At 31.4% G+C, this 22,380-nt stretch carries 20 protein-coding genes; 19 read left to right on the top strand and 1 reads right to left on the bottom strand.

The features are described 5' to 3' along the window. The gene (locus tag JMO20_RS13105; RefSeq protein WP_202710137.1) at window positions 1–825 is read left to right on the top strand and encodes an alpha/beta fold hydrolase; all 825 of its coding nucleotides are present in this window, start codon (window positions 1–3) and stop codon (window positions 823–825) included. A gap of 360 nt (window positions 826–1,185) precedes the next feature. After that, entirely contained in the window at window positions 1,186–2,160 is a 975-nt protein-coding gene (locus JMO20_RS13100) for an LCP family glycopolymer transferase (RefSeq protein ID WP_207753503.1), read from the top strand. Between the two features lie 85 nt (window positions 2,161–2,245). On the opposite strand, the gene murC is transcribed toward JMO20_RS13100, so the two are convergent. Continuing rightward, window positions 2,246–3,631, bottom strand: a complete 1,386-nt coding sequence (gene murC / locus JMO20_RS13095; RefSeq protein ID WP_202710135.1) for a UDP-N-acetylmuramate--L-alanine ligase — start codon at window positions 3,629–3,631, stop codon at window positions 2,246–2,248. A gap of 321 nt (window positions 3,632–3,952) precedes the next feature. On the opposite strand from murC, the gene purR reads away from it, so the two are divergent. The 17 genes from purR to spoIIE all read left to right on the top strand — a co-directional run bounded on the left by purR (window position 3,953) and on the right by spoIIE (window position 22,364). Next, entirely contained in the window at window positions 3,953–4,789 is an 837-nt protein-coding gene (purR, locus tag JMO20_RS13090; RefSeq protein ID WP_202710134.1) for a pur operon repressor, read from the top strand. 101 nt (window positions 4,790–4,890) lie between these two features. Further along, entirely contained in the window at window positions 4,891–5,151 is a 261-nt protein-coding gene (spoVG, locus tag JMO20_RS13085; protein WP_202710133.1) for a septation regulator SpoVG, read from the top strand. Window positions 5,152–5,335: 184 nt separating this feature from the next. Continuing rightward, window positions 5,336–6,709, top strand: coding sequence for a bifunctional UDP-N-acetylglucosamine diphosphorylase/glucosamine-1-phosphate N-acetyltransferase GlmU (glmU, locus tag JMO20_RS13080; RefSeq protein ID WP_202710132.1), 1,374 nt, complete (start codon window positions 5,336–5,338; stop codon window positions 6,707–6,709). 21 nt (window positions 6,710–6,730) lie between these two features. Further along, window positions 6,731–7,678: a ribose-phosphate diphosphokinase gene (locus JMO20_RS13075; RefSeq protein ID WP_202710131.1), complete on the top strand. Its 948-nt coding sequence runs from the start codon at window positions 6,731–6,733 to the stop codon at window positions 7,676–7,678. Between the two features lie 21 nt (window positions 7,679–7,699). Next, entirely contained in the window at window positions 7,700–8,260 is a 561-nt protein-coding gene (pth, locus tag JMO20_RS13070; RefSeq protein ID WP_202710130.1) for an aminoacyl-tRNA hydrolase, read from the top strand. Window positions 8,261–8,346: 86 nt separating this feature from the next. Next, on the top strand, window positions 8,347–11,871 hold the full coding sequence (gene mfd / locus JMO20_RS13065; protein WP_243414737.1) for a transcription-repair coupling factor: 3,525 nt from the start codon (window positions 8,347–8,349) through the stop codon (window positions 11,869–11,871). Between the two features lie 65 nt (window positions 11,872–11,936). After that, on the top strand, window positions 11,937–12,875 hold the full coding sequence (locus JMO20_RS13060; protein ID WP_202710129.1) for a peptidylprolyl isomerase: 939 nt from the start codon (window positions 11,937–11,939) through the stop codon (window positions 12,873–12,875). A gap of 205 nt (window positions 12,876–13,080) precedes the next feature. Further along, a complete protein-coding gene (gene spoVT / locus JMO20_RS13055) occupies window positions 13,081–13,632 on the top strand; it encodes a stage V sporulation protein T (protein WP_202710128.1) in 552 nt (183 codons plus the stop codon). 124 nt (window positions 13,633–13,756) lie between these two features. Next, window positions 13,757–15,370, top strand: coding sequence for a putative polysaccharide biosynthesis protein (locus JMO20_RS13050; protein WP_202710127.1), 1,614 nt, complete (start codon window positions 13,757–13,759; stop codon window positions 15,368–15,370). A gap of 41 nt (window positions 15,371–15,411) precedes the next feature. Further along, window positions 15,412–16,887 (top strand): bifunctional methyltransferase/pyrophosphohydrolase YabN, encoded by a 1,476-nt coding sequence (gene yabN, locus JMO20_RS13045; RefSeq protein WP_202710126.1) that lies wholly within the window; start codon window positions 15,412–15,414, stop codon window positions 16,885–16,887. A 102-nt stretch (window positions 16,888–16,989) separates the two neighbouring features. Beyond that, window positions 16,990–17,268: an HU family DNA-binding protein gene (locus JMO20_RS13040; protein WP_202710125.1), complete on the top strand. Its 279-nt coding sequence runs from the start codon at window positions 16,990–16,992 to the stop codon at window positions 17,266–17,268. A 55-nt stretch (window positions 17,269–17,323) separates the two neighbouring features. Further along, window positions 17,324–17,563 carry a S4 domain-containing protein gene (locus JMO20_RS13035; protein WP_202710124.1) on the top strand — a complete coding sequence of 80 codons (240 nt, stop codon included), beginning with the start codon at window positions 17,324–17,326 and terminating at the stop codon, window positions 17,561–17,563. Window positions 17,564–17,699: 136 nt separating this feature from the next. Continuing rightward, window positions 17,700–17,996, top strand: coding sequence for a sporulation protein YabP (gene yabP / locus JMO20_RS13030; protein ID WP_202710123.1), 297 nt, complete (start codon window positions 17,700–17,702; stop codon window positions 17,994–17,996). A 67-nt stretch (window positions 17,997–18,063) separates the two neighbouring features. After that, window positions 18,064–18,573 (top strand): spore cortex biosynthesis protein YabQ, encoded by a 510-nt coding sequence (yabQ, locus tag JMO20_RS13025; protein ID WP_202710122.1) that lies wholly within the window; start codon window positions 18,064–18,066, stop codon window positions 18,571–18,573. 120 nt (window positions 18,574–18,693) lie between these two features. Then, window positions 18,694–19,035, top strand: a complete 342-nt coding sequence (locus tag JMO20_RS13020) for an FtsB family cell division protein (RefSeq protein ID WP_341534031.1) — start codon at window positions 18,694–18,696, stop codon at window positions 19,033–19,035. 85 nt (window positions 19,036–19,120) lie between these two features. Beyond that, a complete protein-coding gene (locus JMO20_RS13015; protein WP_202710120.1) occupies window positions 19,121–19,531 on the top strand; it encodes a S1 RNA-binding domain-containing protein in 411 nt (136 codons plus the stop codon). Window positions 19,532–19,967: 436 nt separating this feature from the next. Continuing rightward, window positions 19,968–22,364: a stage II sporulation protein E gene (spoIIE, locus tag JMO20_RS13010; RefSeq protein ID WP_202710119.1), complete on the top strand. Its 2,397-nt coding sequence runs from the start codon at window positions 19,968–19,970 to the stop codon at window positions 22,362–22,364. Window positions 22,365–22,380: the final 16 nt, after the last annotated feature.

Genomic DNA, 22,380 nt, shown 5'->3' with positions numbered 1-22,380 from the left:
ATGTCAAAGGTTGAAATTCAAGGGAAGAATATTTATTATGAGACTTATGGTGAAGGCGAACCACTTATAATTCTTAATGGAATAATGATGAGTACTGCCAGCTGGATACCTTTTAAAGATGTAATAAGTGATGAATATAAGCTTGTAGTCTTTGATATGGTAGACCAAGGACAATCTGACAAGATGGATAAGCCATATACTCAAGATTTACATGTAGATATGTTATTTGAACTAATTGAAAAACTTGAATTAGGAGAAAAAGTTCACTTATTTGGAATTTCCTATGGAGCTGAGGTAGCAATGAAATTTGCTATAAAGCATCAAGAAAAGCTACATAGTTTAATACTTTCGAATTGTCCTTATAAAACGACGTCTTTACTTAGATATATAGCAAATAGATGGGCTGATACTTTCAAGACGTATGACGGTATTCAGTTTTATACTGAAGTAAATCAGCATTTATATGCAGAAGACTTTTATGAGAAGCATATGGGTTGGCTTGAGAAACAAGCAAAGCTATTTGATCATATTCTGCCAAATGAATGGTATGATGGAATGATAAGGCTTTTAGAAAGTGGCGATCAATTTGATGTAACTAATGATCTTCATAGGATAAAAGTTCCTACTCTGATAATTAGCGCTTCTGAAGATAGAATAACACCAACCAAGTATCAGAGAGAGATAGAAAAGAAGATTGAAAATTCAAGACTTATTATAGTTGAAGGGGCAGCCCATGTACTTCCTTATGAAAAACCCTATGCATTTTTAACTGCTATCTTAGGCTTTTTAAAGGTACATGATAAAGAGTTTAATTTATTTAAATAAAATAGACTGTATATTTTTGGTATTTTCCTTTTGCTAGAAACTAGGAGGTTCATGATATCATGAACCTCCTAGTTTTTCCATTTAATTAGTATTTTATTCCTATTTTCCTATAAGATTTGTAAATATCAAGGCTTTCAATTGAAAAATAAATATAAAAGTGATATAATTTTAAAGAATTAAATCTTTTGTAATAGAAATTTAATTTATTATAAGGGTTGTCCATGATATACTTTACATGTGTGTAAAGTGTTTTAGTAAGTAGGTCTATGATTAAACGGAAACTAGATATAAAAATAAACTAGGGATAAGTTTTACTTAATTTCGGGGGAAGGTGAATATTTAATGAAGCACTTTTTGACAGTGTTTACTATAGTTTTTTTATGCTGTATTCTAGCAATAACAGCAGGATTTATTGTGTACAGCAAAGTGAGTCCAGAAAATGGAAATCCAGACAATGATATTATAGATGATGGAGATAATGATTCAGATAATGACCCAGATGGTACAGATCAAGATGACGACTTAGATCAAGAAACGCCTTTAGAAAAGGCTTTTAAAGAGAAAAACAGAGTAAATTTCTTAGTATTAGGATTAGAAGGTAGCAGAACAGATACAATAATATTTGCTAGTTTTGATCGTGATACGAAAAAAGTTGATATGATATCAATACCTAGGGATACTTATTATTTGAGACAAGGGCAGGAATATAGTGCTGCAGAAGAAAGAAAAATTAATGCCATATATGGAGATAATGGAACTAAGGAAGTAGAAAAAGTAGTTTCAAATATGTTATATGGAGTACCGATTCATAATTATGTAAAGGTTAAATATGAAGGTGTAGAAAAGATAGTTGATTCTTTAGGTGGAGTAGAAGTAGATGTTCCTATGGATATGAAATATGAAGATCCTTATGACGATCCACCACTTGTAATTGATATCCCTAAGGGAAGACAGGTGTTAAATGGAGAGAATGCAGTTAAGTTTTTAAGATTTAGAAGTGGATATAAAGGTGGAGATTTAGATAGGGTTAAGACACAGCAGGAATTTATCAAATCCGCTGCTAAAAAGGCTCTTAGTTTTAAAATAGTTAGCGTTATTAGGACAGCCTTTCACTATGTAGATACAGATATCACATTAACAAATGCATTATTTTATGGAGCGGATGCTGCACAGATTAACATAAGTGAAGATCTTAATATGATGACGATGCCTGGACATGAAGAAAAGAGAACATATAAAGGCGTTAAATTAAGCTATTTTATTAAGGATGATACAAAGTTAAAGAAATTAATCATGGAACTTTATGACGTAGAAGAAGAAAACACTGACCAATAGACCAATAAGAATTATCACCAAAAAGAGAATATAATTTAGAATGATAAATAGATTAAATAAAAAAGGCCTTAGGCCTTTTTTATTTTTATTTAACTTTATCTAACAAGATCTCTCCAACAGTGTATATATCTCCCGCTCCCATTGTTAAGACTATGTCTCCTTCTTTGCAGTTATCTAAAAGATAACCTGCTATATCTTCAAAATCCTTTATATAAACTGCATCTACATTTCTTTCTTTTAAGTTATTAACTAAATCTTTTGAGTGAACTAAACCAGTATCTTTTTCTCTAGCTGCATATATGTCAGAAATTATTACCTTATTTGCATTATCAAACGATTCCGTAAATTCGTCTAATAATGCGTTTGTCCTTGTATAGGTATGGGGTTGAAAAACACACCAAACATCATTCTTAGCAATTTTTTGTATAGAGCTTAATGTTGCTTTTACTGCTGTTGGGTGATGGGCATAATCATCTATAATACCTATTCCATTATAAGAGCCTTTATGCTCAAGCCTTCTATGAGTACCAGTATAAAGTTGAATGGAATTAATGATAGTTTCTAAAGGAACACCACATATATGGGTTGAAGCAATAGCAGCTAGAGAATTATATATATTATGTATCCCCATAACACTCAAATTAGCTTCATATGAATTTCCATCTATTACAAGAGAAAATTTAGGCATCCCATTGTCATCGAATTCAATATTTTTAGCTTGATAAGTGCTATCATTTTCAATGCCAAAGGTAACAATATTACAGTTTGCTGAATCCTTAATATGAGCGACATTAACATCATCATTATTAAGCACTAAATACCCTGATTTAGGTATGCTTTCAGCAAATGAAGTAAAGGTTTCTATTATATGATTTAAGTCTTTAAAAAAATCTAAATGGTCTTCCTCAATATTAAGAATTATTCCGATACTTGGGAAAAATTTAAGTATATTTCCTTTATATTCACATGCCTCAGCTAATAAATAACTGTCTTTTCCCAATCGAACATTTCCTCCTATTTGGTCTAACTCACCACCTAATAAAATGGTAGGATCTAATGTTGATTTATCTAGTATAATAGATATCATGCCTGTAGTCGTAGTTTTACCATGGGTTCCAGAGACAGCTATAGAATTTTCATAGGTTCTCATAAGCTGTCCCAAAAAGCTCCCTCTATCTATTACTGTTATACCTCTTTTATTTGCTTCGATGAACTCAGGATTATCATCACTGATTGCATCGGTATAAACTACTAAGTCTGCATCACTTAAATTGTTATCATCATGACCAATAAAGACTGTTGCCCCTTTTTTTCTAAGCTTACTGATAATAGGTGAATCTTTCATATCAGAGCCTGTTACTCTATACCCCTCATTTAATAATATCTCTGCTAAACCACTCATGCTAATTCCACCGATTCCAATAAAATGCACGTGGGAAAAATCATGGTTAAATATATCTGATAGTAGCATTACTAGACCTCCCTATAGGAAAAGATTAATCATATTATTTCCAATTTATATCTTATTATTATTTTATTAGTTTGCTATCTTTTTGACACTGATTATATCACAATACTACCAATAGAACAAAAGGTTTCTCGACATTTAGTAATATTTTTTGATTTTTTTGCATATATAAACTTAATGGACAAGTTTTTTTGGTAAAATAACAGAGAAAAATGGACTTTGCAAATTTCTTATCTAAGAATAATAAAAAATCTATTGAATATTTTGATTAATACGAATAAAATGGAAAGTAAAAGAACTAATATTCGTGTTCGGGAGGGTTTTATGGAAAAGCTAAAAAGAAATCAAAGAATAGGTGCCTTGATGAAGATTCTAGCAGATAATCCAAATCAGGTTCTCACATATAATTATTTTACAGAAAAGTTTGATGCTGCTAAATCATCCATAAGTGAAGACATAGTTATAGCTAAAAAGTTAGTAGATAGATTGGAACTAGGCAACATAGAAACAATATCTGGAGCTGCAGGAGGAGTTAAATTCATACCTACCTTATCTAAGGAAAGTATAAGAACTTTTTTAAAAGAGTTGGGGAATAAACTGGCTGACAAATCTAGAATAATCCCTGGTGGCTTTATATATATGACAGATATCTTATACTCGCCTAAGAATGCTAAGAATATAGGTAAAATTTTCGCTACCATGTACATGGGACAAGAAATTGATTATGTAGTAACGGTCGAGACTAAAGGAATCCCTATTGCAATTATGACTGCTGAGGTTTTAAATGTTCCTCTTGTCATTATTAGAAGAAACGCTAAAGTAACGGAGGGATCAACTGTAAATATAAATTATGTAAGTGGCTCCACTAGGAAAATACAAACTATGTCTCTCTCTAGAAGAGCTATGCAAGAAGGCTCTAAAGTATTAATAGTAGATGACTTTATGAAAGCAGGTGGAACTGCAAAGGGAATGCGAGATATGATGAATGAGTTTAATGCAGAGGTAGTTGGGATAGGGGTTGTAATTGCAACAGAAAGACCTAAGGAAAAATTAGTTGATAATTATGTGTCTCTACTCACACTAAAGGAAGTATATGAAAAAGAGGAAGAGATAACCATATATCCTAATGAATTATTAGCTAATATAACAGAAAAAAATTAAATTTTGAGCTAAAAAGAAGGATTTTCGAAATAAAAAGAGAATAGTAAAGTAAAATACAAATATTGGCATATGTCAGACTTCTGGGGGAAGGTGGTGAACGTATGACTGTTACAGATGTAAGAATTAGGAGGATTAATTCCGAAGGCAAAATGAAAGCCATAGTTTCAGTAACATTTGATGATGAATTTGTTGTTCATGATATTAAGATTATTGAAGGACAGAACGGGTTATTTATCGCCATGCCAAGTAGGAAAACAGCAGATGGAGAATTCAGAGACATAGCTCATCCAATTAATTCTGAAACTAGAAACAAGATCCAAGAAGCGGTTTTCGCAGAGTACGAAAAAGAGTTGGTAGAATAGTTAAGTAGCTAAAAGGGTCATATGACCCTTTTACTTTTTGTATAAATTAATATTTTTTCTTAATAGTATATATTTTTCGCTAGAAATTGTATAAAATGAATATATAGGCCCTACGGATAAAAAGTGTTGAAAATAAGAATATTATGATAGTAGGTAATTGACCGAGGGAAAAGGAGTGAATTTTATGATTAAATCGATAATACTTGCTGCAGGTGAAGGTACAAGAATGAAATCGAAAAAGCCTAAAGGATTGCATAGAATCTCCGGAAAAACTATGATAGACTATGTAATTGACTCTGCTAGCAAAGCTGGTATAGAAGAAAATATTTTAGTGGTTGGCCATAAGAAAGAAGAAGTTGTTAATACTATATCTAATAAAGATACTATTACAGTTTCTCAACCTATGGGAGAAGATGTTCCTTATGGAACAGGATTTGCTGTTATGCAAGCAAAGGATTATATAGATAAAGATTCTTATATTTTAATATTATATGGAGATACTCCACTAATAACGAAGAATACTCTAGATGGATTGATATCTTACCATAAAAGAGAAGATAATGTTGCTACAGTCCTTACAGCAGAATTTGACGACCCTAAAGGATATGGTAGAATAGTTAGGGATGAAAATAACAGAGTTCTTTCAATAGTAGAAGATAAGGATGCAAAAGACCATCAAAAGACCATCAAAGAAATAAATTCTGGGATTTATTGTTTTAATGGAAAGCATCTTAATGAAGTTTTAGATAACCTTACTAATGACAATGCTCAAAATGAATACTATATCACAGATGCTATAGCAATATTAAATCAAGCAGGTTACAAAGTTGGAGGATATAAAATTGATGATATATCCGATATATTTGGTGTTAATTCGAGAGTTCAGTTGGCTGAAGCAGAAGAAATCATGAGGAAGAGAATTAATGCTCAGTTTATGCTTTCAGGTGCTACTATTATAGACCCTAATAATACATATATTGAAGAATCAGTTGAAATAGGAAGGGATACAACTATTTATCCAGGTGTAATTATTAAGGGAAATACAAAAATTGGCGATGATTGTGTTATTGGACATAACTGTAGAATTGAAAATAGTAAAATTGGCAATGGAGTAGAGATTCAATCATCTACTATAATAGATAGTGAGGTTGACGATGGCACTAAAGTAGGTCCATATGCCTATCTAAGACCAAATAGCTCAATTGGCAAAAATGTGAAGATAGGTGACTTTGTTGAGGTTAAGAATGCAACAATAGGTGATAATTCCAAAGCATCTCATCTTGCATATATCGGAGATGCTGAAGTTGGAAGCAATGTGAATATTGGCTGTGGAGTAGTTTTTGTTAATTATGACGGAGCTAAGAAATATAAAACTATAGTTGAGGATAACGCTTTCGTTGGGAGCAATTCTAATTTAATAGCACCTGTGCTTGTAAAGAAAGATGGATATATTGCGGCAGGTTCTACAATAACAGACGAAGTTCCAAGTGGAGCATTATCTATTGCAAGAGCAAGACAAGTCAACAAAGAGGGTTGGAAAGAAAAAAATAAAAAATAAAATATTTAGGAGGATAATAACATGAACATAGGAGGAAAAGATATTAAAATTTTTTCTGGGAATTCTAATCAAGAGTTAGCTAAAAAAATATGCAAGGAATTAGGTACAGGCTTAGGTCAAAGTGAAGCAGGTAGATTTAGTGATGGAGAAATTTCAGTTTTTATTAATGAAACAGTTAGAGGTGCAGATGTTTTTCTAATTCAGCCTACATGTCCACCTGTAAATGAAAGTCTAATGGAACTTTTAATAATGATAGATGCATTAAAAAGAGCTTCAGCTGGTAGAGTTAATGCAGTTATTCCTTATTATGGTTATGCTAGACAAGATAGAAAAGCTAAAGCAAGAGATCCAATTACTGCTAAACTCGTAGCTAATCTTATTACAAAAGCTGGAGCAGACAGAGTTATAAGTATGGATCTACATGCTGGTCAGATACAAGGATATTTTGATATTCCAGTGGATCATTTATTTGGCGGACCTATTCTTGCTAATCATTTTAGAGATATTATTGATAAAGAAACTATAGTTGTTTCTCCAGACCTAGGAGGAGTTACTAGAGCCAGAAATTTTGCTAGTATTTTGGACCTTCCTATAGCTATAATAGAAAAAAGAAGACCTAAAGCAAATGTATCAGAAGTTATGAATGTAATTGGAGACATAGAAGGTAAGAATGTTATTATCGTTGATGATATAGCAGATACAGCAGGTACATTAACTAAGGCTGCAAAGGTATTAAAGGATTTTGGAGCTAAGAAGGTTTACGCAGCGTGTACCCATGCTTTATTATCTGGTCCTGCCATTGAAAGGATAGAAAACTCAGAGATTGAGAAATTTATAGTTACAGATACAATTCCTTTATCTGAAGAGAAGAAAATAGATAAAATAGAGGTTGTATCAGTAGCACCATTATTTGCAGAAGCTATTAGAAGGATTTATGAAAATAAATCAGTTAGCAAATTGTTTGACTAAGATATAGAGGGGCTGATTTCGTTGTATGCAATAATAGGCCTAGGAAATCCAGGTAATAAATATGATTCAACAAGACATAATGTTGGATTTAATGCAATTGATTGTCTTGCAGAGAGACATAATGTTAAAATAACTAAGATAAAGTTCAAATCTGTTTATGGTGAAATGAGGATAGGTAGCGAAAAAGTACTTTTAGTTAAGCCACAGACATATATGAATAATAGTGGTTTATGTGTTATGGAACTACAAAAGTATTATAATATTCCCATTGAAAATATCATAGTTATCTATGATGATATAGATATTGAGTTTGCTGCATTAAGGATTAGACCAAGGGGAAGTGCTGGAAGTCATAACGGTATGAAGTCTATTATTTATCATCTTCAAGATGATAACTTCCCCAGAATTAGAATTGGGATAGGAAGTCCTAGAGAAGGGCAAGACTTGGCTAATTTTGTTTTAAGTGGCTTTAATAAAGAAGAGAGACAAATGGTCGATGAAACAATAGAGAGGGCTGCTAAGGCAGTAGAAATGCTAATAGCAAATGATGTGAATAGAGCTATGAATGAATATAATGGTTAAGGTATAAATAGAATATTAAGGAATAATTAAACACAGCCCAGGATAGAAACCTGGGCTTAAGGTGTTTGCTTGAGGAGTTGGTTGCATTGATTGACAATATGTTTTTTAATAATTTAAAAAATCTGCCATCATATAATAATTTAATAAAAAGTATAGAAAAAGGTACTTCACCAATATCCATTAATGGGTTATCAGAAGAAAATATCAGTCATGTAATTTCGGCATTAAAAGAACATACTGATAGACAGATACTCTTCTTATCTTATAATGAGATAAAATCAAAAAAGATTATAGATGATTTGAAATTTTATAACAAAAATAATATAGAGATATTTCCATCGAGAGAATTGGTTTTCTATGATATAGATGCCCACAGTCATGAAATATCTAATCAAAGAATTAAAGTCTTAAATAAATTGAGTAACGATGAAAATGTTATAGTAGTTGCCTCAATAAACTCTTTTTTGAATAAAATCACAAATAAAGAACTATTTAATAGATATGGATTTAGTCTAGAATTTGGAGAAATAGTTGATTTAGATAAAATGAGAATGGATTTTGATGTTCTAGGATATGAAAGAGTAGACATGCTTCAAGGTATGGGGCAATATTCTATCAGAGGGGGAATAATAGATTTTTTCCCTGTTGATTCTGTAGTTCCTTACAGAGTTGAATTATTTGATGATGAGATAGACTCAATAAGAAAATTTGACATAAAGACTCAAAGGTCTATTGAGAATGTAACTAAGGTTAAAATAGCACCTGCCAGGGAAATTTTAGTTGAAAATATAAAAAAAGACGATATAAGTAAAGCTTTAGAATCAGACCTCAAGCAGACAGTTAAGAAAATGAGAAAAAAGGGCAATGAAATTGCAGCAAATAGACTTGAAGAAAAATTTAATTATTATATTGATAGACTTAGAAGTGGCGTTACAATTGATAATATGGATATGTTTGTACCATATATTCATAACGTTGATTCTAGTATAATTGATTATCTAAAGGAAGATGCTATTGTAATCATAGATGAACCGAGAAGAATAGAGGAAAGTGTTAAAGGACTAAAGGAAGACTTTGTTAACAGATATACTGATCTTTTTGAAAGGGGAGAGGTCTTACCTAAGCAGGAAAACATTAATCACTCATATGATGAGTTAATAGAAGAAATCCAAAAGAAAATATGTGTTACGACATCTAACCTTTTAAAGACAAATCCTCATTTTAAACCAAAGGAAATTATTAACTTTATAAGTAAAGGGATGCAATCCTTTCATAATAAATTAGATCTATTAGCGGAGCAATTGAATCATTACAAATATAGAGGCTACAAGGTCATTATACTCTCAGGAGTTGAAGAAAAGGGTAGAAGGCTTCAAGAAAGTTTAATAGATAAAGGGTTACATTGCCAGTATGTTAAAGATCCTAATAGAGAAATTAAATCTAGTCAAATAATAATTACTGAGGGATCGATTAATAGAGGGTTTGAGTATCCACGACTTAAATTTGCAGTAATTAGCGATAAAGAAGTATTCGGAGTATCTAAAAAGAAGCGAAAAAAGAAAAAAAGAAAAGAAGAAGGAAAAATTGAATCCTTTACAGACTTAAATCCAGGAGATTATATAGTACATGAAAGCCATGGTATAGGTAAATACATTGGAATAGAACAATTGAAGGTTCAAGGTATAAAAAAGGATTATCTGACAATTAAATATCATGGTGAAGATAAACTCTATGTTCCTGTTGATCAAATGAACTTGATTCAAAAGTATATAGGAGCAGACTCTATTAAACCTAAGGTAAACAAGTTAGGGAGTAGTGAGTGGACAAAGACTAAGAATAAAGCTAAAAAAGCAATTGAGGACATGGCACAGGACTTAATTAAATTGTATGCAAAGAGACAGACAGTTAAAGGATTTGCTTTTTCTAAGGATCAACCATGGCAGAAACAGTTTGAGGATATCTTTCCATATGAAGAGACAGATGACCAGTTAAAATGTATTGAGCAAATAAAAAGAGATATGGAAAAAAGTAGACCTATGGACAGACTACTTTGTGGAGACGTAGGTTATGGTAAAACTGAAGTAGCATTGAGAGCAGCTTTTAAAGCTGTACTTGATAGTAAGCAGGTTGCTTTCTTAGTTCCAACAACTATTTTAGCTCAGCAACACTATAATACATTAGTGGAACGATTTAGTCAGTTTCCTGTTAAAGTAGAAATGTTAAGTAGATTTAGGAATCCTGGACAGCAAAGAAAGATTATAAACGACTTAAAGAGTGGAAATATCGACATAATTGTGGGAACGCATAGACTGTTATCAAAAGATGTTAAGTTTTTAGACTTGGGATTATTGATTGTAGACGAAGAACAGAGGTTTGGAGTGAAACATAAAGAAAGTTTAAAGACACTGAAAGAATCAATTGATGTTTTAACTTTAACTGCTACACCAATTCCCAGAACACTACATATGTCAATGATAGGTATAAGAGATATGAGTGTAATAGAAGAACCACCGGAAGAAAGATATCCTGTTCAGACCTATGTAGTTGAACATAATCGTCAGCTTATTCGTGATGCGGTAGTTAAGGAAATAAATAGAGGCGGACAGATATATGTAGTTTATAATAGAGTTAAAGGGATCAGAAAGGTGGCAGCTGAGCTTAAGGAACTGGTACCTGAGGCAAGAATAGCCGTAGGTCATGGACAGATGAATGAAAGAGAGCTAGAAAAAGTTATGGTAGACTTTTTAGATCAGGAATATGATGTACTAGTATGTACAACAATAATTGAAACAGGATTAGATATACCAAATGTTAATACCATAATTATTTATGATTCTGATAAAATGGGATTATCTCAATTATATCAATTAAGAGGTAGAGTGGGTCGTTCTAATAGATTGGCCTTTGCATATCTTACGTATCAGAGGGATAAAGTACTATCTGAAGTTGCAGAAAAAAGATTAAAGGCTATAAAGGAGTTTACCGAATTTGGTTCTGGGTTTAAAATAGCTATGAGAGATTTAGAGATAAGAGGTGCAGGAAATCTATTAGGACAAGAGCAGCATGGACATATGGCTGCCATAGGATATGATTTGTATGTAAAATATCTAGAACAAACAGTAAGACAGTTAAATGGAGAAATCAAAGAAGAAAAAGTAGAGACTACTATTGAATTAAATGTAGATGGATATATACCAGATAAATATATTCAAAGTGAAGAACAGAAGATAGAAATGTATAAGAGGATTTCTTCAATTGAAAATAAAGAAGAGATATCTGATGTTGTTGAAGAGCTCATAGATAGATTTGGAGATGTGCCTACTCAAGTAGATAATTTAATAAAAATATCTTATATTAAATCCCTATGTCAAATTGGAAAGATTAGTACTCTATCTCAAAATGGAAATTATATAAAAATAGAGTTTTTAAGTACAAATTATGTAACACCACAATTAATTAATTTACTAACTGTTCATTTCCCGAGGAGAATGAATTTTGATATTTCTAATAAGCCAAAGGTTGTTTATAGACTCAGAAAGACTAGACAAAATGAAGTATTAACAGAGATTGAAGAGGTCATAGAAAAAATTAGTAGTTTTCATAGAGGGTAAATTAATATATAATGTACAATAGAGGTTTTATTACTCTGAACACAAAATTAAGGGAGATGATTTAGTTGACTATAAAGAAGAATAGGTTGATAACAGTAGCAATCGCTTTTATATTAATGGTTTCTATAATTTTTACTGGATGTAGCTCCAATGAAAGTGATATAGTTGCTAAGGTTAATGGAGAAGAAATTACTAAAACACAACTTGACGATAACTTTGCAATGCAAAGAAAAATGATAGAAAACCAATATGGTACTGATGTTTGGACTCAAGAAATGGGAGACGGAAGATTATTTGAAGATGTTTTTAAAGAAAAAGTTTTAGAGGGACTTGTACAAGAAGCTATATTAGTACAAGAAGCTAAAGAACAAGGCATCGAAGTAACAGATGAAGAAGTAAATACTGAGATAGAAAACCTAAAGGAAGCAAATGGTGGAGAGGAAAACTTTAATAAATCCCTTGAAAATAGTGGAATTACAATTGACTACTTAAAAGATGCATTAAGAAAAGAAATGATTATAAGCCAATATCAAGAAAAATATATGGGTGACTTAGAGGTATCTGATGCTGAGGCAGAAGAACAGTTTAATGCAAATAAAGATAATTACATTCAAGCTAAGGTAAGACATATACTTGTAAATACTGAAGAAGAAGCTCAAGATATCATTTCACAGCTTAATGATGGGTCAGATTTTGCTGAATTAGCAAAGGAAAATTCTATAGACCCAGGATCAGCTTCTCAAGGTGGAATGTATGATTACTTTACTAAAGGAACAATGGTTCCAGAATTCGAAGAAGTAGCATTTTCATTAGAACCAGGAAAAGTAAGTGAACCCGTTAAGACTGACTACGGATATCATATTATTAAGGTAGAAGATAGAAGAGAAACATTTGATGATTTAAAAGAAAGTGTTGTAGATGATATTAAATATCAAAGATTTAGTGAAAACGTAGAAAAGTTAAGTGATGATGCGGATGTTGAAACTTTTTTAGATGAGAAGTAGAATTTTGCATTTTATAATATAATTTGGTAATGCTAAAAGAGATGAGCTAATTAAGCTTATCTCTTTTTTTAATGAGTTAACTTAATTATTGTAAAAAAACATTAGATTTTTTGTTCTTATTTGCCATTGGTGTATAAAATACTCTAAAAAGTAAAATAATAATCACACAGTTCTATGTTACAATCTTTATTTTAGGAGGGAAAACATGAAAGCCACAGGTATAGTTAGAAGAATTGATGATTTAGGAAGGGTAGTTATTCCTAAAGAAATAAGGCGTACTTTGCGGATAAGAGAAGGAGATCCTTTGGAAATATTTACTGATAGAGAAGGAGAAGTAATCCTTAAGAAATATTCGCCTATTGGAGAATTAAGTGAGTTTGCTAGTGAGTATGCAGAGGCTTTATATGAATCAGTGGGTCATATGGCAATAATATCAGATAGAGATACTGTAGTTGCAATTGCGGGTGGTCCTAAAAAGGAATATATGGACCAAAGAATTAGTTCTGAGTTAGAAAAATTTATTGAAAGTAGAGAAACTTATATAGCATCAGGACAAAATAAGCCTGTTAAGGTCGCAAATGAGGATTTTGGGGCTGATACATACTCTACTGAAGTCATAACACCTATAGTAAGTCAAGGTGACCCAATTGGAGCAGTAATATTAGTTTCCAAAGATTCAAATACGGAAATGGGAGAATTGGAGGTTAAGCTAGCAGAAACTGCTGCAGGTTTTTTAGCAAAGCAAATGGAGCACTAGAAGTTCTTATAGTCTACCTTTTTAGGTAGACTATATTATTTTAAAATAAAAATGTTTAATACAATATCCCATTTTGATATAATAGTAATATTGATGTATGGAATATAGAATGGGAGGATTATATATGACGAAGGAAAATTTTCTTAAAGGAGCAGCGATATTAGGTATTGCTGGAATTATAGTAAAAATATTAGGAGCAATTTATAGAATACCACTAGGAAATATTATAACAGATGAGGGTCTTGGATATTATCAAACCTCCTATCCTATTTATGTATTGTTACTAACAATATCAACATCTGGCTTTCCAACTGCAATTGCAAAGTTGGTGGCAGAAAAAAGGGCGTTAGGTAGATATAGAGAAGCATATAAAGTCTTTAAGACATCTTTCTTTATTATGGCGACCATTGGTGTAATAACATCAGTTTTTATATTTTTTAATTCAAAATTTTTAGCAGGAAATGTTATACAAAATGAAAATGCTTATTATTCGTTCCTTGCATTAATTCCTGCTCTTTTATTTGTACCTATAATGGCCACGTTCAGAGGATACTTTCAGGGACGTCAAACTATGCTGCCAACAGCCATTTCTCAAATAATAGAACAGTTATTTAGATTGATAGTTGGATTCTCCCTTGCAATATATTTATTAGATTATGGAATTCCACAAGCTGCAGGAGGAGCTGCTTTTGGAGCATCGGCAGGGGCTATAGCAGGAACCATATGTATAATAATTATATTTTTAACCAGGAGAAAGAAAATATCTGCTGACATAGAAAGAGGATTGGACGATTCTGTAGAAAGCTCAAAAATTATAATAAAGAGGCTATTATCTATAGCAATACCAATAACAATAGGAGCAGCAATAGTTCCAATTATGGATAATATTGATGTATTCATAGTAATGAGAAGGCTTAGGTCAATAGGATATACTCAAGCAGAAGCAAATAGTTTATTTGGACAGCTAGGTGGATTTGCCAAAACACTTATTAACTTCCCGCAAGTTTTCTCTCTGGCGTTGGCTATGAGCTTAGTACCAGCTGTTTCAGATGCATATGCCAGAAGAAATTATGCTGGTATTAGAAAGATAACTCGTTCTGGAGTAAGGGTTACCCTATTAATAGGATTACCATCGGCATTAGGTTTGTTTATTCTAGCAACACCTATTATGAAGCTTTTATACTACAAGAATGATTTACAAACACTTATTAGTTCTGGACAGATACTTCAGATTTTGTCCTTCAGCGTTATATTTTTGACTTTAGTTCAATCATTAACTGCTGTGCTTCAAGGATTAGGAAAGCCACATATACCAGTTAGAAATCTAGTTATTGGAGCTTTAGTTAAGTTAGCTGCTACATTTATATTAACAGGAATTCCTGAGATAAATATTAAAGGAGCTGCTATAGGTACTGTAATTGCGTATATGACAGCGGCAGTATTGAATTTTATTGAGGTGAAAAGACATACCAAAACAAGCTTTAACGTAGTTAATGTATTTTTAAAGCCTATCTTTTCTGTAATAGTGATGACGATAGTTGTATGGTATTCTTATGGATTCATGGATTCAATATTAGGCGAGAAATTAGCTACTGTAGCATCTATTGGAGTTGGAGTGATAGTATATGGAATTATGCTATTAATATTAGGTGCAATTACTTCAAGAGATTTTGAGTTATTACCTGGAGGTTCAAAAATAGCTAAATTACTAAAATCTGTGGGGTTATTAAGAAATTAATGTGATTGCATGAAAGTGCATATGAATTTGGAGGATTATTTATGAAAAAGATAACAGTTATAGGATTAGGTCCGGGGAATATAGGAGATCTTACACTAAAGGCAGTGGATAAGCTTAAAAGTGGATTGCCAGTATATTTAAGGACAAAGGAACACCCAGCAACTAAGTATTTAATAGATAATAATATTCATTTTGAATCTTTTGATTATATATATGAACATGGAAATACAATGGATGAAGTATATAATGAGATTGTTGAAAGTCTTTTAAAGTATGCTGAAGAGTTTGGACATATAAATTATTGTGTGCCTGGTAATCCCATTTTAGGTGAAAAAACCATTACTACTTTAAATAGGTTGAAAGAACAAGGAGAAATTTCTATTGAAATAATAACTGGGATGAGCTTTATAGAATCGGTAATATCTACTATTGAAAAAGATGTAATAGATGGATTGAAGCTAATAGATGGTCTTGATTTTAAAGAGGCTAGCTTGGACATAAATTCTGCAAATATAATTACCCATGTCTATAAGCCTGAAATAGCGTCAGAAGTAAAGCTGAAGCTTGTAGAAAGGTATGGAGACGAATATGAGGTGTATGTAATAAGAGCAGCGGGCATAGAGGGTGAAGAAAGGATACACAAAATTCCAATATATGAAGTTGATAGGATTGAATGGGTAGATCATTTAACTAGTATATATGTCCCAAAATGCGATAAAATCAACAAAAAACTATATGACATGTATAATTTAATAGATATTATGGAAAAATTAAGAAGTAAAGAGGGTTGCAAGTGGGATATAAAACAAAATCACCAGTCATTGAGGGAATACATAGTTGAAGAAGCTTATGAAGTTGTTGATGCAATTGACGATGAAGATTATGACCTCTTATCTGAAGAATTGGGAGATGTTTTGCTTCAAGTTGTTTTTCATAGCCAGATAGCTAGTGAAGAAGGATACTTCAGTATATGGGATGTTGTAAGGAATATAAGTGAAAAGCTAATATATAGACATCCCCATGTGTTTGGAGATGAAGAAGCTAGAGATGATAAAGAGGCTGTTGATAGCTGGAATAGTATGAAGGATAAGGAAAAATCTGTAGCAAATTACACAGAAAAATTAAAAAATATAACAAAAAACTTGCCATCCCTGCTAAAAAGCTATAAAATACAAGATAAAGTAGCTGATGTAGGATTTGATTGGCCCAATGTACAAGGTGCAATGTCTAAAGTTGAAGAAGAGCTTATAGAAGTGAAAGAGGTCTATGAAGGGGATGATACTGAGAGAAGAGAAGAAGAACTTGGTGACTTATTATTTGCAGTAGTGAATATTTGTAGATTCGCCAATGTGAATCCGGAAATAGCATTGAATAAGACAATAAACAAGTTTATCAACAGATTCAGTTATATAGAAAGTGAAAGCAAAAAACTGAAAAAGGATCTCAAAAATATGACTTTAGAAGAAATGGATGTATTATGGGAAAAATCAAAGATACATAATTATGGAAAATTTTAAAAAAATACTTCGAAAAGAAGGATTTTGCAAAGAAACATAGAATAGAGTAATACGTAGTACTAAAAATTAATTATTATTTTGAAAAATGAGGAGGTTTTTTTAATGAACAAAGCGAGTTTAGTAGCAAATATGGCAGAGAAAAGTGGATTAACTAAGAAGGATGCTGAGAGTGCATTAAATGCATTTATGAAGAGCGTAGAGGAAGCTCTAATGAATGAAGAAAAGGTACAATTAGTTGGATTTGGAACTTTTGAAGTAAGACATAGAAAAGCAAGAGAAGGAAGAAATCCAAGAAATCCTGAGCAAGTTATTCAAATACCTGCATCAAAAGCTCCAGTATTTAAAGCTGGTAAAACATTAAAAGAAACAGTTAATAAATAAAAAAGTCAGGTCATAGACCTGATTTTTTATTTATTATTTAGAAGGAGTGATTTCGGTGAGAATCGATAAGTTTCTTAAAAATTCTAGGATAATTAAGAGAAGAACAGTAGCTAAGGAAGCCTGTGAAAAAGGAAGAGTTTTTATAAACGGCAAAGAAGCAAAGCCAGGTTCAGAGGTTGAAGTTGGAGATGTTATTGAAATAAACTTTGGGACAAATGCCTTGAAGGTCGAAGTGCTAGAGGTATTGGAGCATGTTCCTAAGAATAAAGCAGTAGAACTTTATAAAACTTTATAGTACATAAAAAGACTCTCAGGTAGATTTAAAAGAGAGTCTTTTTTAGTTTTTTGATTTTTTTACATTGAAAAAGAGTAATAAAAAAAGATAGTGCTGCATATTCTGTAACATAAATGGAATATGAGGGGGGAATAGGATGAATGAAAATAAACAGACGGGTAAAACTAGCAAGAATCAAAATATAATATTAGAAAATAGAGAGAAGTTAAGTATATCAGGAGTTGAGCATGTAGATAGCTTTAATGAAAATATAATTGCAGTTCAAACAAATAGAGGACTAGCGACTATTAAAGGGAACTCATTAAATATAAGTAAATTGAATTTAGATGATGGAAATGTAATAATTGAAGGTTCAATAGACTCCATAATTTATAGTGATAGAGGATCTTCAAAATCTAAAGGAAATGGACTATTATCAAAAATGTTTAAATAAACCGATGGTATAAACCATTGGTTTTAAAATTTCTAGTCAGTTTAGTATATGGGTCAGAGGTGGTAATATGGAAGGTGTTATCCACAGCGAGGTGTATGTATTTTTAACAACCTTGTATGGAGGAATAATTATTGGATTTATTTATGACATATATAGAATCTTTAGATATTTCTTTAAACCAAAGAGAGTTGCTACCTTTATTGAAGATTTGGTGTTCTGGATAATAGTATCAGTTCTATCACTGTTAATCATAATTTTTAGTAATTGGGGGGAATTAAGGGGGTATGTGTTTTTAGGATTTATCCTAGGAGCACTGTTATATAATAGATTATTAAGTAAGATAGTAATAACAATCTTAGTAAAGGTAATAACAATTTTGTGGAGAGGGATAAAATTCATTTTAAATATTGTTTTTTATCCATTCAAATTGTTGGAAGGGGTCTTAATAGAACCCTATCGAAAAAGTAGAAGAAAGATGCAGAGAGGATACAGTAGATTAAAGAGGAAATCAAAATTACCTTTTAGAATATTCAAGGATTTTAAAAAGCAAACCAAAAATATTCTATTTAAGAAATAATAGTTTATATTATATTTAATTGTACACCAAAAACTTTTCTTTTTTAAAAGGATTTACAGACTGAATATAGAAGAATTAGATATAGAAGAGTTGTTACTAGAGAGACTGATTGTAAATTACATGAAGGATTGGTGTATCATGGAAAAAAGGCCCGTAAGGAAGAAAAGAAAAAAAATTAGAATAAGATATATATTTTTTTTAATAATTTTTATTTATGGAATATCTTCCTTTTTTAACCAACAAGGAATGTTAAATGAATTAGATAACAAAAAGGCAATAAAAGAAAAAGAGGTAAGAAAGCTAACCCAGGAAATAGAAGAGCTTGAGGATAAAATCAAGTATTCTAACACTCCTGAGTATGTTGAGAAAATCGCAAGAGATGAGTTAGGAATGGTTAAGCCTTGGGAAGTTATATTTATTGATAAAAACAAAAACAAATTTATTAAGGGATTGAAAGACTAAATATAACGGATTGACATATTTTATAGTATAATATATACTAAAAGAGTTAAACGAGATAAATTTTAAAAGGAGGAGTATTTAACTTATGCCCGTTACTGTAGGAAAGGTAGTTGAGGGAGTTGTTTCAGGGATTACGAACTTTGGGGCATTTGTTCAATTGCCGGAAGGGAAAACAGGACTAGTTCATATATCCGAAATTTCTCATGATTATGTAAAAAAAGTTAGTGACTATTTAAAGAAAAGTCAAAAAGTTAAAGTCAAAGTAATATCCATTAGTGATGATGGGAAGATAAGCTTATCCATTAGACAAGCCGAACCAAAACCAAAACCTACATCTCAGCCAGAAGAGATAGATTGGAATAATAAAAATGACTATAAACAAAAAAGAATGTCATTTGAAGATAAGTTGTCATCTTTCTTGAAGGATAGTAATGAAAGACTAGAACAGATAAAAAGTAGAGAGAATAAAAGATCAAGTAGCTTTAAGCGAGGATAAACCGGGATTACCCCGGTTTTTTTATTTTATAAATTAAAATCTTTAAAATTTTTTAAATTTAAGTCTTAGAGAATATGGATAAGGGTTGTTAAGGATAATTGAGTTAACCTTATGGTGCAACCTAGCATTTATCGGCAGTGTAATTTCAGATACAAAATTATACATTAGATTAATCTCAAAGCCTTAGGTTGGAAAAGTTGAAAAAAGATGTCGATTGCTGAATAATACAAACTTATAATAAGATTACTCTATTCATGTTAGGGTTTAATATAAAAACATTAGCTGTCTTTACATAAGAAAAACCTAGGTATTTAATAAAAGATTCAGTAAAAATGTCAAAAACTTTTTTGATAGAGACAAGCCATCTTGACAAATATTTCATTTGCTATTTGTTACAATAATCACACTAATTCAAAAGAATAGGTGGTGTCGTTTAATGATAAGCAAAGTGGAAATGCTTCCCTTAAGAGAGGGAAGAAGAAAAGGTAAAAGTAAGGGAGTTAAGAATTCTATTGAAAAAGTTTTTAGTAATTTAAAAACAGATAATATTTTATTAGGAGTATTATCGTTCTTTATATCAAGAGCACTAATAATGGATGGATTAACTCCATTTGGAATAGCATTTGTGACGGCGTATTTAGGTAAGTGTGGACAAGCCATATTAATACCTATTACTTCAACAATTGGTTTGCTTACCATGAAAGGACTACAGGGGTATGAATATATAGCAGTAATATGGTTAATATATTTTCTTCATTCATTTATTTCTAGAAAATCAAATCAATCAGTTCTAAAGCTATCAATGCTATCCTGTATAACTTTTATGATTGTAAGAATTACTTTATTAATAATCTCAGAGTATTTTTTATATGATATTGTGATGGTTGGATTTGAAGCGGTGGCAATTTTTACTCTTACATATATTTTTAGCTATAGTATTACAACAATTAAAGGGAAAAATAAGGTTTTTACTGGCGAAGAAATCATATGTGGAGCAATAATGCTAGCTTTAGCAATATCAGGGATAGGAACAATAGAATTATATAATATATCTCTTCAAAATATTATGGGAATATTTCTAATAATATTATTCTCATATAGTAAAGGTCCAGCTATAGGAGCAGCAGTAGGGGTCACCATAGGAGTAGTCTGCGGCATGTCGACGCCTCATATGCCTATACTCATCTCCATTCTTGGATTTTCAGGATTATTAGCAGGGTTATTCAAGGATTTGGGAAAGATTGGAACAGGGATAGGATTTATATTAGGAAATGGAATAATAACCTTTTATATTAACGGATATAGTGAAACCTTTATAAGTTATAAAGAGATAGTAGTAGCAACTGTATTAGTTATAATAGCATCTAAACTATTTGATGGACTAGATAGTCGACTTGCTATTGGCATAGCAAAAAATACAGAGTTCAAGGATGCATATAGCCAGAGATTAAAGGATATAACCTTTAATAGACTAAATGAAATATCTCAAGTATTTGACGAACTTGCATCCACCTTCAATAGAGTGTCTCAAAAGGAAAGGGTTGTTGAACAAGGGGATATTTCAAACTATGTAAATTGTGTGGCTGAAGATGTTTGTAAGAATTGTGCTATGCACAGATATTGTTGGGAGAATGACTTTTATTCAACGTACTATGCAATGTTTGATGTTATGAACTATATTGAGACTAAAGGCAAAGTATCCAAGGATAAATTACCAGATCTTTTAAAGAGAAGATGTATAAAACCAGAGGATATAAGCAATAAATGTAATCATTTGTTTAATGTGTACAAGCTTAATTACCAATGGGAAAATAAAATATCAGAAAGTAGACAATTGGTTTCCCAACAACTTGATGGTGTTTCTAAAATAATAAAAGACTTGGCTAATGAAATAGATAGTAAAATCTATTTTAAGGAAGATGTAGAGAAAAGCATATACTCTACTTTAAGGAATCAAGGAATAGACATTAAAGAAGTAATAGTGACAGAATCTGAAAAAGATAATTTTGAGATATTAATAGAAATGATTTCTGAAAAGGATGAAGAGGTAGCTGTAAGAGAAGTAATACCTATAGTATCGGAAACTGTTGGCTTTAATCTTATTAGAAATAAATATTCATGCAGTATTCCTTCAGATAGTAGAAGAATAAGGTTTAAATTAATTAGAGCAAATAAATTTGAAGCTATAACGAAGGTAGCTAGGTCGGAAGAGTCTTTTAATTATATTTCTGGTGATACATACACCTTTGGAGAAAGGAAGAATAACTATTTTGCTGTTTTAAGCGATGGAATGGGCATGGGACAAAAAGCTAATCAAGAAAGTGATATAACAATTTCTTTATTAGAAAAGTTTCTAGAAGCAGGATTTGACAAAGAATTGGCTTTGAAAACAATAAATTCAATATTGGTTCTCAAATCTACTGATGAGATATTTGCGACTATTGATATGTCAATAATAGATTTATATAGGGGGGAAACCCAATTTATTAAGATAGGCTCAGCACCTACTTTTATTAAAAAGAGGGATAGTGTAAATACAATAAATACACACTCATTACCTGTAGGTATATTAAATGATGTAGACTTTCAAATGTATGAGGAGCAGCTAGAGGACGGGGATTTTATAATTATGATGTCTGATGGAGTATTAGATGCCAATGCAAAAGTTGAAAATAAGGAAACTTGGATGAGAGAAGTAATTGATAACATTGATAGCTTAAATCCTCAAGTGATAGCTGATACTATAATGGAGAAAGCCAAGGATGCAGGGAAAGATCAAAAGAAAGATGATATGACAGTTTTAGTAACAAAGGTATGGAAAAGTAGAAGGTAACTATAAAGTTATGAGT

Source organism: Sporosalibacterium faouarense (genome assembly GCF_016765695.1).
Taxonomy (GTDB): domain Bacteria; phylum Bacillota; class Clostridia; order Tissierellales; family VENL01; genus Sporosalibacterium; species Sporosalibacterium faouarense.
Note: the sequence above shows the minus strand (reverse complement) of the source record. Positions and strands in the feature narration are given on the sequence as shown.

Excerpts from the sequence above, each read along its gene's own strand:
- spoIIE (WP_202710119.1), top strand. The coding sequence starts at position 19,968 with ATGATAAGCAAAGTGGAAATGCTTCCCTTAAGAGAGGGAAGAAGAAAA.
- yabP (WP_202710123.1), top strand. The coding sequence starts at position 17,700 with ATGAATGAAAATAAACAGACGGGTAAAACTAGCAAGAATCAAAATATA.
- JMO20_RS13040 (WP_202710125.1), top strand. The coding sequence starts at position 16,990 with ATGAACAAAGCGAGTTTAGTAGCAAATATGGCAGAGAAAAGTGGATTA.
- JMO20_RS13050 (WP_202710127.1), top strand. The coding sequence starts at position 13,757 with ATGACGAAGGAAAATTTTCTTAAAGGAGCAGCGATATTAGGTATTGCT.
- spoVG (WP_202710133.1), top strand. The coding sequence starts at position 4,891 with ATGACTGTTACAGATGTAAGAATTAGGAGGATTAATTCCGAAGGCAAA.
- yabN (WP_202710126.1), top strand. The coding sequence starts at position 15,412 with ATGAAAAAGATAACAGTTATAGGATTAGGTCCGGGGAATATAGGAGAT.
- glmU (WP_202710132.1), top strand. The coding sequence starts at position 5,336 with ATGATTAAATCGATAATACTTGCTGCAGGTGAAGGTACAAGAATGAAA.
- yabQ (WP_202710122.1), top strand. The coding sequence starts at position 18,064 with ATGGAAGGTGTTATCCACAGCGAGGTGTATGTATTTTTAACAACCTTG.
- JMO20_RS13105 (WP_202710137.1), top strand. The coding sequence starts at position 1 with ATGTCAAAGGTTGAAATTCAAGGGAAGAATATTTATTATGAGACTTAT.
- JMO20_RS13020 (WP_341534031.1), top strand. The coding sequence starts at position 18,694 with ATGAAGGATTGGTGTATCATGGAAAAAAGGCCCGTAAGGAAGAAAAGA.
- JMO20_RS13015 (WP_202710120.1), top strand. The coding sequence starts at position 19,121 with ATGCCCGTTACTGTAGGAAAGGTAGTTGAGGGAGTTGTTTCAGGGATT.
- murC (WP_202710135.1), bottom strand. The coding sequence starts at position 3,631 with ATGCTACTATCAGATATATTTAACCATGATTTTTCCCACGTGCATTTT.
- JMO20_RS13075 (WP_202710131.1), top strand. The coding sequence starts at position 6,731 with ATGAACATAGGAGGAAAAGATATTAAAATTTTTTCTGGGAATTCTAAT.
- spoVT (WP_202710128.1), top strand. The coding sequence starts at position 13,081 with ATGAAAGCCACAGGTATAGTTAGAAGAATTGATGATTTAGGAAGGGTA.
- purR (WP_202710134.1), top strand. The coding sequence starts at position 3,953 with ATGGAAAAGCTAAAAAGAAATCAAAGAATAGGTGCCTTGATGAAGATT.